This window comes from Exiguobacterium sp. BMC-KP (genome assembly GCF_001275385.1).
Lineage (GTDB): Bacteria > Bacillota > Bacilli > Exiguobacteriales > Exiguobacteriaceae > Exiguobacterium_A.
The window spans coordinates 518,654-530,164 of the sequence record NZ_LGIW01000015.1 but is presented as its reverse complement, the minus strand read 5'-3'; the positions used below and the strand labels follow the sequence as shown (position 1 = coordinate 530,164).

Here is an 11,511-nt window from a genome sequence, read left to right as displayed (position 1 = left end):
CTTCAATTCCCATCCATCGCTCGTAGTAATCTTGATCCTTCTTTAGTCACATGACGTTTTAGCAGCTTTTTTGCGGAATGTCTGGAATGTCCATCGTTCCTAGAATCGTCAATAACAACTGATGTTGCGGGTGATCTGGATTGATTCGAAAATATATCCATTGTCGTTCCCGTCGTTCCAAGATGATCTGGGACTGACGCAATAATTTTAGATGACGACTGACTGCCGGTTGCGAAATATCAAACAGTTCGACAAAATCACAGACGCAATGTTCCCGGACATGTAATCTTCGTAAAATTTCAAGTCGTGTTGCGTCGCTGAGCAACTTCAAGAACTGACTCATCTCTTCCACCCGTTTGGCTGTCTCGATCAATGAAAACTCCTCCTCTCTATATGGTCCATAAGAGACACAAGATGTTTGAACAACAGAATTTTAATTTTCTATTTCTTTTACATAACCATATTATTATATAACGATTTCGTTATGCAATGATTTTTTACAGAATTTACGAACGGGAAATCCCATATAGGGCATAGCCCGCCTTAAGGCATGGGTTGAAAGTGAGTTCGGATGTTTTCACATCCGACATTCGGGTACATCTACCGCATAGACAAGTACAAGTCTCTAAAACGCCTGTGTCCATCGCACCTTGAAAATCGTATACGGTTCGGTCACGAAAACATGTGACCGGTAAAACGATGCCTGTCGTCACGCAAAAGACGCTAACACATCAGGTGGACACACCTGCAACGACCTGTGGTTGACGGTAACAGTCAATCAGCCTGAGAACCTATACGGTCTGTCTCAGGAGGGGTGGTGGCACACCCTCATCTGAAGGCTTGAGCAAAACAGAAATGGACTGCGCTCGCACAAGCACTTCAGAATCCCACGGTTTTAATCGTGGGAGTGTCAAACAAACTTGTCTCAAAAAGAAAAACCGCCATCTCACTCGATGACGATTCTGTCTTTAAAACCTTCTTTTCAGCTTCCCTTATGCAACAAGACGTTGCGCTTGCCGTCGCTCTCTCCAAACCATCATCACATATGTCACGATAAAACTACCAAGAGCAATCAGTGATAAGGACATTACTTGAGAACCGATGTCCCCGTTCATGAACAATAAACGGCTGAACCCGGAAACGGCGTTCGGCACTGGGAGAAACGTTCCGAGCGATTGATAAAACGGTGCCAACATCTTTGCCGGCACAATGTTTCCGGCAGTCATCAATTGAAACGGAATCAATGCGACGTTAACGAGTGGCGCAATCGGTCCAAATATCGCAAAGTTCATCTGCGTGACAGCGATACAAGTTGCGACGACGAGGAGCTCGAACGCCCACAACTTCATGAATGGTGTCGTAATATCCGTCAATAGATGTGCCACTGAGACGAGGAGCAGCGGCACGATTAGAAGAACGATGCCGTGTAGCAGTTGCCGACTCCAAAAGAGATCCCGTTGCGTATGACGACTACTTAATATCGTACTAACGAGATTGAACTGAATCCCCATCGTCATCGTCGCGATGTAGATGACAAAACCGAGGATGAGTGGCAGCATCGATAAGGCAAAATCCGAAACAGCATGTTCCGTGACGATCGACGTCGTGAACGTCGGTTCGCCATTCAACTGTTTGCCGATTGATTCTGTCGCCCGCTCGAGAATCGCATTCGCGAACTCAGCATTCGTCTGACTAACGTGTGCCGTCAGTTGACGCGTTGCATCATCTTTTTGTAGGACGAGATCAACTTCATTGGCATCGAGTGCTTCCAATCCTTTCTCTTCCGTCGCGAGTGCTTGGACCGTAAATGGCGCTTCCTTTAATGATTTGACGAACGGATCATTCGCTTCGCCGACGACCCCGACATTTAATTGATCAAGCCGTTCCGTCGTGCCTTGGTAACCGGTCATCCAGACGACGAGGAACAAGAGCGGGACGACGATTGCGAAGACGAGTCCAACTTTCGTTTGTGTCATTGACCAGACATCTTTCCATGCTTTCATCTTTCTATCTCCTTTTTATATGCATTACTTATAATATCATGTGCAACTATATATCCGAAGGAAAACCATTCACGTCACATTCCGGTGAATGGTCTCGAGTGTTTCCTTTAGTTGTTCGATTTGCTGTCGCGATAGTCCACGGAACGCTTCGAGTTGTAACTGATCAAGCTCTGGACCGAGACGATCGACGATGTCGCGTCCTTCACGCGTCATCAAAAGGAGAACGGCTCGCCGGTCCCGTGGATCTGGTGTCCGAACGATTAATTCCTTTTTACCAAGTTTATCGAGAATCTTACCAATCGTCGTCTGATCACGTTCTGTCACGAGTGCCAGTTGTTTTTGCGAAACACCATCTTGTTTAGCAAGTTCACTCAGGACAGAAAACTGTTCCGGTGTTAGACCGAACGCTTCCATCCGTTTAGCAGCGGCACGTTTGAACGCGTAATAACTGCGGGACAGTTGCATCCCAAGCGACCATTCCGATTCCTTCATCCCATCATCTCCATATAGTTGCACTACTTATTATTTATTCACTATACCGGAATGAGAGGTGTCAAGTCAACGACTTCATTTGGACTGACGTTGACGGATTCCTTCGATATGCGCCTGCTGTGTAGCACGATCGACCTGAGAATGCACACCAAGTTTTCCTGCAATCGTATCCACCTGACTCGGCGTCAATGTTTTTTCAGTCGCGAGCCGTTCAATCGTTTTGCGTAAGACGTTTCGTTTCAAGACACGAACATGTGCCGAATCGACCGTGATTTTTTTCAGTTCACATCGTTCGCTAAAGACGATCAATGAATGGAAAAGCGCAGGATCTGTTCCCTCTAAAAAGCGTTGCATACTCTTAAGATGTCCTTCATTCTGTTTGATCGGATTATAGAAGCGTTGTTTAAAGCGATTCTGGAACTGCTGCGTCCATTGACGATCCTGCTCACGCCCGAAAATCCACCCACTATAGTTTTTAGATTCGAGCACATAAATGCCACTTTCATGAATGAATGTTACGTCAATCTCTGTCGTGCCTTCACCCCGCGCACGCGGTAAGTATGTATTAAACACATAAGTCCCATATCCCGATACTTGATCGAGTTGACGTGTCGTCAAGTACTCTCCCCATTTTCCTTTATCACGGACGATTCGCAAAAACGGCTCTCGTGTTAACCGATAATAACGACTGCTGTGATACGAATTGCGCTTGACGAAGAAAAACAGACCGAACGTTCCGAAGAAGAACAGCACCATGAGCAGTCCGACTTGAATCAAGAACGGCAAAAATGTCACTAACACATTGTCCACTACATTTATCTCCTTTCCATATTAACCCTTTATTTTCCACTATATCAGCATAATCAATTTCCATATCATTTTCCACTATTTGTTATGCTTCATTTCCTATGGTACGGTGGAACAAAGGAAGGTGTTCACTATGGATTCTGTCGTCACATTCGCACCACTCATCGTATTGTTCTTCATCTGGATGTCTTTATCGCAAAAAGCGGACGAAGCGAAACGCCGTCAACAAACCATTTTAAAGAAATTACAAAGAATCGAGGAGCATCTCGGTCTAAATGAGGTGTCTTTAGAAGAGGCAGCCTTACAAGTCGAACTGGTTCAGTTACTTAAAGAAGGCAAAATGGTCGAAGCCGTCAAACGGGTTAGGGAATCACTCGGTTTATCGTTACTCGAAGCGAAACAATATGTCGATCAACTAAAAACTGAACATGGACTATGAATAAAAAGACCATCTGACAAGTATACGTCAGATGGTCTTTAACAATTACACATTTAACTTGATTGCATCCAAAATTAACGATGGAAAACTCAATTTTTCTGCATTTCGCGGATCGTATCGTTTCGACCGAAATATAATACCGTCCGCACCATCCCAGTCCGCTTGATGAAAGACTCCATCTTGATCAAAATATTCGAGGAGTCGCACTTGAAACCCAGCTTCTTGAAATACATGCTGTAACGTTTCAGACGTATAAACGATTTTGTGACTCGCTGCTGGATGGTCAGCAGGACCCGGACCACCGACTTGAACGATTGTTTGGTAGGCCTCATCCCGAAAATAACCGTCTGGTACTGCACAACGGACGTATCCCCCTTGCGCAAGATAAGCGTAACAGTGTCGTGCTGCTTCCTTTCCTTCTTCGAGCGTCAAATGCTCCCAAACATGCTCGGCAAGAATTGCTTGCAACGTGTCGCTCGAATACAATCTCTCCCAATCGGACCGATTGAGCAGATTCAGCTCCTCTTCCTGTGTATGAAACCATCCTGGATTATTATGATACGGTCCCGCCCCAATAACGATGCGTTCTTTCATGTGATATCCCCCTTCTCACTAACTACTTCGCATTTCCCAAGGTCATCCCTGTTTTCGACAAAAAACAGACGACGGAGATTCCGTCGTCTGTTGCTGTTAATCTCGAGCCGCGAGGCGATATAAGAGATCAAGTAATTCAATATAAAGCCAGATGATTGTCACGATCAATCCGAATGCCGCGACCCACTCCATTGATTTTGGAGCACCTGCGCGAACTTGTTGCGAAATGAAATCAAAATCCATCACGAGTGACAGGGATGCCACGATGACGATGACGAACTGAATACCGATCGCAAGCGGTGAGCTACCTGTCATGAATGGGAGATCGACACCGAATAGCGCTAGGATCAAGTTGACTGCATACAAGACGAAGATTGAGAGAATCGCCGCTGTGACCGCAGAACGGAAACGTTGCGTTACTTTAATCATGCCCGTCGAGTAGACGAACCACATCGCGAACGCGACGACGAATGTCGCAACGACTGCTTTTCCGACGATTCCTGGATACATGCTTTCAAAGACGAGCGATAATGCTCCGACGGCGACACCTTCTGCTAGTGCGTAGACTGGCGAAAGAACAGGCGCTGTTGCCGGTTTGAAGGTGATGATCAGGGCAAGAATCAGACCGATGACGAATCCACCGATTAATGCAGGAAATAAGAACGCTTGATTCTCTGCGAGGAAGAACCAGCTTCCTCCTGCTGCTGCCGTGACGAGAGCGAGCATCAAGAAAATCTTGCTCATCGTCCCGCTTTTGGTCATTGGTCGTTCTCCGACACGTGCCGTATCGAATCCGCGACGCAAGGCCGGGTTAACTTTAAAACGTGAAGCCATTGCATTCACTCCTTTTATTGTATCTGTTTTTCTAATACGATTCTTTCCCGAAAAAGTTTCAGAATAACCATTGATCAAGCGCTTTTAATTGCAACATGACGACAGGGATCGATGCTTTAGCATCGATTCGGTACGATTTTGCCTGCCCAATCAAACCCGACGTGACGAATTCGGCATTTTCTAACCCTTCGCCAATCGGTCCGAACGCATCACTATCTATTTGACGGTGTCGGTAATGGATGAACCGTTCTGTCGTCCCCTCTTTTACTTTGCAACCATCCTCGACATCTGGACGGCTCAAACCATACTCCGCGTAATGCCAGACCGTCGTCGTGTCCCATGGTGAGCCGATATGCAGAATTTGACCGTCCGCTTCAATGAAGCGTTCGATTGGTGAGCCAGGTCCGAAGCCGTTTTCTACTGTATGATCAGCAACAAACGCTGTTGCATTCTTACCCCACGCGGTAACCGACCACATCGGATGATCGCTTCGGACGACACCTGGATAGGTCCGGAAGACTTCCGGTACGCGCCCGATACCGCGCGTGACCGTTTTTGCCGGATCATAGGCTGGCATCTCCCGGCGGATCGTTTCCCACCATTCCTCGGGAACAGCCGGTTGACTCCAGTTCTTTGGATCCGAGTTATCCGTACTTTGCGCGGGCATCATGATTAAACCTTCTGCTGTAACGACTTCTTGTAATGCTTCAATCAAGGCTTGCACCCCACCTGGAATCCAGCCGATTTGCTTGAGAGACGTATGGACAAAAAGTTTCATCCCAGGTGTCACACCTAACTCGCGTAATGCTTCTTTGATTTGTGATTTCGTGACCATATTTCGTGTTTCCATCAATCTTAGCTCCTTACTCGACGACTAATGCAATCGTCGACCCCGTTTTTCCTTGTTTGACTTCGATTTTGGCATCAACACGAGATTTTAGTTCCTGGACGTGACTGATAATCCCGACCATTCGACCACTCTCTTGAATCGAAAGCAACGTTTCGATCGCTTGTTCAAGTGATTCTGGATCAAGCGTTCCGAATCCTTCATCGATGAACATCGTCTCGAGTGATACTCCACCGCTCGCTTCCTGAACGACTTCGGACAGTCCGAGTGCGAGGGCAAGCGACGCCTTGAAGCTCTCCCCACCGGACAACGTTTTGACGTGCCGTGTTTGTGACGTATAGGCATCAAAGACGTTTAAATCAAGTCCATATTTCTTGAGACCTTTTCCGGCTTCGGTCTTCCGCTCCAGCTGAAAACGACCAGATGTCATCTCATGCAGATGCCGGTTCGCAGCAAACAAGATCTCATCGAAGTACGCCGTCTGGACATACGTCTCAAATGTCATCCGTTGTGCATTTTCCCCGACACCCACGCGGGCGAGTTCTCCGATGATCCCGTATCTCGCGTCCTCATCCTCGATTTGTCGTTGTAAACTTTCCCAAGCTGCCATCAATTGGTCGATGTGTGCCCGTTCCTTCTCCAGCCCGACACGCCGATCCGTTTGCTCCGACAGTGTATTCGTCGTCTCTTTCACTACCGTCCGCAGCACTTCAAGATTCGGACGAACCTGTCCGTCCGTCTTCAAGCGAACTTGTTCCTGTTTTAACTTCAGTTCCTGTCGCTCTAAGCGATCCTGCTCCAAGCGGTCATGGAGATGACGAAGGTCTTCGCGCGATCTTCGCGCTTCGCGGAATGCTTCAATCGTCGGAAACGCTTCTTCGGTCAAGGCGACATGTAGTGCTTGTTCGCGTTTCGTTAGGCGTTCGCTCTGCTCCGAAAGCGCTTCGGTCAATTGACGGAATCGTCCTTGTTGTTCCGCTAAGTCGCGATCGAGCTGTTCCTTCTCGCGCAGCTGTTGCTGTTTGTCTTGCTCGAACTGTTTGATACGTGTTTCTGCCTGTTGTTGTTCCTCACGCAGTTCTGGTAACGATTTCGCGGTTTCTCCGGATTGACTCAAACGTCCCGTCAGATGCGCCAATTCCGATTCGATACCAGTCCGATCTTTCACTACCCTATCGATGTTCAGTTGTAGCTGCTCCATAGATTGCTCGAGCTGTTGCAGGCGTATCTCAAGACGTCCTTTTTCCGTCTGCGCTGACACCAACCGCGCTTCCGTCTGCTCGACTTCTCGAAGCTGTAATGCAATATCGGCGTGTCCTGACTCGTTTTCACTGGTCTGTTGAATCTCGGTCGTCAGTTGTTGCAGACGCTCAGCAATCGTCCGGTAAGATGCCTGTAACTCTTGATGCGCCTGTTGTGCTTCTAAGAACTTCTGTTGAGCTATATCGACGGATAGTTCCTGCGCGACAGCGACAGCGTGTCGCGGATGGGTCGTGCTACCACAAACAGGACAAGCCGTTCCGTCCGTCAATCCTTTCGCAAGTTCAGCAGCCAGTTGCTCCCGTTCACGTTTACGCGCTTCTTCGTACTGGCGAGCAGCTGTTTCTTTTTGATCTCGAACGCTCGTCCCGCGAACGATCAATTGTTGTCGTTCTGCTTCCAACTTGTCATGTTCAGCGTACTTCGTCGCCAACTGTTGTAAGGTAAAGCGACGTTCTTGCGCCTGTAAGCGTTCCGCTCCAACGTTTTGCAGCGGCCGAAGTTGTTCTTGAACCGTCTTACGATCCACCCGTACTTGTTCCAGTTGTTTTCGTAACGTTTCCGGATCGAGTTGCTTCAACCGCTCTGCTAATTGTTGTTGCTGTTGTCGTAAACGTGTTTCCGCTTCTAAGCGTTCACGTTCTTCCTGAATTTTTTCGAGGCGACGACTTAATTGTTCAATGCTTGGTTCTTCTGCTAGCAAACGATTCACTTGTTCTTGAACAATCCCTTGTCGCTCCGTTAAGCGGTTGACCTGTTGCTCCGTTTCCTGCTTCCGTTGCTTAAGTTGCGTCAGTTGTTCCTGATCTTGTTGCCACTGATCATGGATCGGTGCAACGATTTGAGCGCGTTCAGCCGCTGTTGTTTCTTCTTGCATCCGCTCGATTTCCGGTAGGCAGTCTAGTAGCAACTGTTCCGTCTGTTGAAGCTTTTCTTGCTCTTGGAAAGCCGCTTCGAGTTGCTCGCCTTGTTGCAATTGCGTCGTTTTCTTCTCAACGATCGCACGAGTCTCTACTTCAGCTTGACGTGCAGCCGCTAACCATTCGTCGTGTTCTGTCGTCAAGGCGTCCGTCCGGAGACGAATATCTGCTTCTGTCAGTTCACTCCAGTTCGCTTGCAGTGGTAATTCCTCGAGTTTTGCCCACTGTTTCGTCTTCGTTTCCTTAATCCGTGCCGCAAGATCGAGCGCTTGCCGGTGCAAGCGTTGCTGGAACTCACCGTAGTGCTCCGTCTTGAACAGTTGCTTGAGAATCTGTAGCTTATCTTTCGACTCTGCCATCAACAGTTCACGGAACTTATTTTGCGGCAACAACAGGATTTGCGAAAACTGTTTATGATCGAGCTGGATCAACTCTTGAACGCGTTGTTTGATTTCCGGAATCTTGACCGCAAGCGGTTTCCACGTCGTCCCGTCGAACCGTGAGAACTCGGCTTCATGCGAATAACCGGTTTTGTTGACCGGATGCGGTTGACTCGGTTGGCGGATGATCCGGTACCGTTCCCCTTTAAGGGTAAACTCCAGTTCGACTTCCGTCTTTTGCTCAGGCACAGCGAAATGACTTCGCAGTTCGCTCATTTCCCGTTCGCCACCAGACGTCTCACCGTACAGAGCGAATGTTAGCGCATCGAAAATCGTCGTTTTCCCTGCCCCCGTATTCCCGGAAATGACGAACATCGTCCGCCCAGCAAGTGCTGTGAAATCAATCGTCTCTTCGCCAGCAAACGGTCCAAAGGCGCGTAATGTCAGTCGTTCTGGGCGCATGTCGCTTCCTCCTTCAAGACGGCTTGCATCGCTTCCGTCGGTTTCTTCTCACGGACTGCTTCATAAAACTCACTAAACAGATCCGCAACGGACGCATCTTTGACCTGTTCCCGCGACGCTTTGACCGCCCGTGTACTCTCGCGGACGAAACCGATTCGCTCGAGGTGCAAGATGTTCGGATAGATCTTTTTCAGCTTTCCCATCGGATCCATCAAGGCTTCGCCGTCCGTTAGATTGATTTTTAAGTAATCGTCCGTCGCTTGCGTCGCGACGAACGCCGGGTCTGTCAATTCACTGAGACTACCGGTCACCTCTCGCAAGTCACGTTTTGGCGCAAGCGGTTCGAATCGACGATCGAACGTACCCGCATCGTTCAACGTCAACACATCGACCCCTTTAATATGATGTGCTTCTGAAAACGAATATTTCAAGAGTGATCCACTGTAGCGAACCGTCTCCGATTTAATCGCCAGCGGATTATGCAGATGACCGAGCGCCGTATAGGTAAACGGTGCAAACTGACTCGCACTGACTTGTCCTGCCGTACCGACCGACAATTGCCGCTCTGAATCCGTCTCGAGTCCACCGATGACAAAGGCATGTCCAACGAGGACACTCGGTCCCTCCGGTGAACAACTCGAAAGAATCGTTCGCATCGCGTCATCATGTGTCTTGATTGTCTCGTCTTGATGCACGTACCGGACTGTCGCTGGATCTGCGAAAGGCACCGGATAAAATGAAACCCCTTTGATCATGACGGGTGTAATGACCGGTGTTAGTTTTCCAACGAGATGCAGACCTGCCCGTTGCAACAAGGTCGTACCGAAACTCAAGCGTTCGGCCGAATCATGATTCCCACTAATTGCAACGACCGGGATGTCTCGGTCGAGAATCAAAGCAGCTAATGTCTCGTCAAGCAGTTCGACGGCTTCCGTCGGCGGCACGGCACGGTCGTATAAGTCTCCTGCAATGACGATCGCATCCGGTTTTTCTCGGTCGACGAGTGCTAAAAAATTCGCCAAAACCGCCCGTTGGTTCTCGAGCATTGATTCACCATGAACGATTTTTCCAAGATGCCAATCGGCAGTATGTATCCATTTCATCTTCATCACACTCACTTTTTAAATATAGTAGCTTAAGTGTAGCATGCGAGCGTTCGTTCTGCGACGAACATCCGTTTGGAATACCAAAAGCAGAAATGATTATGCTGCTTAGCGACTCAACCATAAATACTGCAGAAATAACAAGGTGTACTTCCTCTTGTTTAAGAGAAATACTACTCGTTATCTTTAGACTGAATTCCATAAATGATTTATACGATGTTCAGACAAATCCGACAAACATTTTGTTTTTTTGAGAAATCCTATTTTAGACCGCTCCCAATATCCAATAAATGTATTTCGTGTTAAGCTAGTAACGTCACATCTTAAGTAATAATTGAATCATGTTAGAACTTTCGTAAACGTTAATCGCTACGAATCATCCATCGAATATGAGGAGGTACAACATGAAAAAAATTATCCTGTTAGCTCTGTTATGTACTTCGTTATCGGCCTGTAACGTCAACGAGTCTAATCTCAGTTTTAGCGAGTTACAGACAGTACCTAACGATATACAAACGAAAATTGATCCCGACTTTAGTCTGCAATTAATCAATACGAAGGGCGATACCGCTTATGTTGTGTATCGCACAAAAAAATCAGTTGATACTGATCTTGAATCGCAAGAAAATACGGTAAAGATAAAATTAGATGAATCTAACGATACTAGTAAGAATGCGAAACAACATGTCTATAAATTAACGTTAGATCCTGAACATGAAATCATCGATGTCTATTTAAACGGGAAATCTACTGCATTTGATAATGTAACTAGTTCATGATTTTTTTATTTAAGTAAGAAAATAAACACATGCAAAATCCCCTCATTCTACTTTTGAAATGAGGGGATTTACAAACTAAGCAGGAGGCGAATGCCTCCTGCTTTCTGTGCTTTCACAACGAGCGTATTATTTCGTCCGTTGCTTTCTAAAACGTTGGACAGAACGAATCACGGAAACCGATCCGCCAATGATCGCGCCGACGCCGACGACGATGCCTGTTTTGAATTTTTTGCCCGTTGGTTCGGATGTATGCGTTGCTTGATTGTGTTCAAAAAGTTGTTGGAGGGGCGACGACGTCTCGACTTCGAGAATCTTCGATGCATCCTGATGCACATCTTCTCTACGTTCGACACTACAAGGTGACAGATAGAATGGGTTCAAGTTCGTCCGGTACCGATCCGGATTCCAGTTGGCTTGTTGGACAACTGCCTGTTTCTCTTCCGTCTGTGCCTGATCCTTCATCGGATCGAATTCTTGTTTCATCTGAATCACTCCTCTTCACGTTCAAAACCTATAGACCGTTTTACGTCTGAAGTCTTATTTACCTGTTTTTCAAACATTTAAAACACGTATATCAAAAATTAGTTTACT

Annotated in this window: 12 protein-coding genes; 2 read left to right on the top strand and 10 right to left on the bottom strand. The window is 47.2% G+C overall.

Annotated features, from left to right (window positions below; translation table 11 throughout):
• Positions 1-58: 58 nt before the first annotated feature.
• The 4 genes from ADM98_RS08205 to ADM98_RS08190 form a co-directional block, all read right to left on the bottom strand.
• The gene (locus ADM98_RS08205) at positions 59-373 is read right to left on the bottom strand and encodes an ArsR/SmtB family transcription factor (RefSeq protein WP_053453047.1); all 315 of its coding nucleotides are present in this window, start codon (positions 371-373) and stop codon (positions 59-61) included.
• Positions 374-992: 619 nt separating this feature from the next.
• Positions 993-2,003 (bottom strand): hypothetical protein, encoded by a 1,011-nt coding sequence (locus ADM98_RS08200; RefSeq protein ID WP_053453046.1) that lies wholly within the window; start codon positions 2,001-2,003, stop codon positions 993-995.
• Between the two features lie 69 nt (positions 2,004-2,072).
• Positions 2,073-2,495 carry a MarR family winged helix-turn-helix transcriptional regulator gene (locus tag ADM98_RS08195; protein WP_053453045.1) on the bottom strand — a complete coding sequence of 141 codons (423 nt, stop codon included), beginning with the start codon at positions 2,493-2,495 and terminating at the stop codon, positions 2,073-2,075.
• Between the two features lie 75 nt (positions 2,496-2,570).
• Positions 2,571-3,296 carry a nuclease-related domain-containing protein gene (locus tag ADM98_RS08190; protein ID WP_235504854.1) on the bottom strand — a complete coding sequence of 242 codons (726 nt, stop codon included), beginning with the start codon at positions 3,294-3,296 and terminating at the stop codon, positions 2,571-2,573.
• Between the two features lie 139 nt (positions 3,297-3,435).
• On the opposite strand from ADM98_RS08190, the gene ADM98_RS08185 reads away from it, so the two are divergent.
• Entirely contained in the window at positions 3,436-3,741 is a 306-nt protein-coding gene (locus tag ADM98_RS08185; protein ID WP_053453043.1) for a hypothetical protein, read from the top strand.
• Between the two features lie 45 nt (positions 3,742-3,786).
• Here ADM98_RS08185 and ADM98_RS08180 read toward each other — a convergent pair whose 3' ends face one another.
• The 5 genes from ADM98_RS08180 to ADM98_RS08160 all read right to left on the bottom strand — a co-directional run bounded on the left by ADM98_RS08180 (position 3,787) and on the right by ADM98_RS08160 (position 10,141).
• A complete protein-coding gene (locus ADM98_RS08180; protein ID WP_053453042.1) occupies positions 3,787-4,335 on the bottom strand; it encodes a class I SAM-dependent methyltransferase in 549 nt (182 codons plus the stop codon).
• Positions 4,336-4,431: 96 nt separating this feature from the next.
• Entirely contained in the window at positions 4,432-5,169 is a 738-nt protein-coding gene (locus tag ADM98_RS08175; RefSeq protein WP_053453041.1) for a Bax inhibitor-1/YccA family protein, read from the bottom strand.
• A 58-nt stretch (positions 5,170-5,227) separates the two neighbouring features.
• Entirely contained in the window at positions 5,228-6,019 is a 792-nt protein-coding gene (locus ADM98_RS08170) for an aminoglycoside N(3)-acetyltransferase (RefSeq protein WP_053453040.1), read from the bottom strand.
• 13 nt (positions 6,020-6,032) lie between these two features.
• Entirely contained in the window at positions 6,033-9,038 is a 3,006-nt protein-coding gene (locus ADM98_RS08165) for an AAA family ATPase (protein WP_053453039.1), read from the bottom strand.
• Complete coding sequence (locus tag ADM98_RS08160) at positions 9,020-10,141, bottom strand: exonuclease SbcCD subunit D (protein WP_053454507.1); 1,122 nt, start codon at positions 10,139-10,141, stop codon at positions 9,020-9,022. Before ADM98_RS08160 ends, ADM98_RS08165 begins: the two co-directional genes overlap by 19 nt.
• 404 nt (positions 10,142-10,545) lie before the next feature.
• Here ADM98_RS08160 and ADM98_RS08155 point away from each other — a divergent pair, with 404 nt between their 5' ends.
• Positions 10,546-10,920, top strand: a complete 375-nt coding sequence (locus tag ADM98_RS08155) for a hypothetical protein (RefSeq protein WP_053453038.1) — start codon at positions 10,546-10,548, stop codon at positions 10,918-10,920.
• A gap of 126 nt (positions 10,921-11,046) precedes the next feature.
• On the opposite strand, the gene ADM98_RS08150 is transcribed toward ADM98_RS08155, so the two are convergent.
• Positions 11,047-11,403 (bottom strand): hypothetical protein, encoded by a 357-nt coding sequence (locus tag ADM98_RS08150; protein ID WP_053453037.1) that lies wholly within the window; start codon positions 11,401-11,403, stop codon positions 11,047-11,049.
• Positions 11,404-11,511 lie beyond the last annotated feature (108 nt).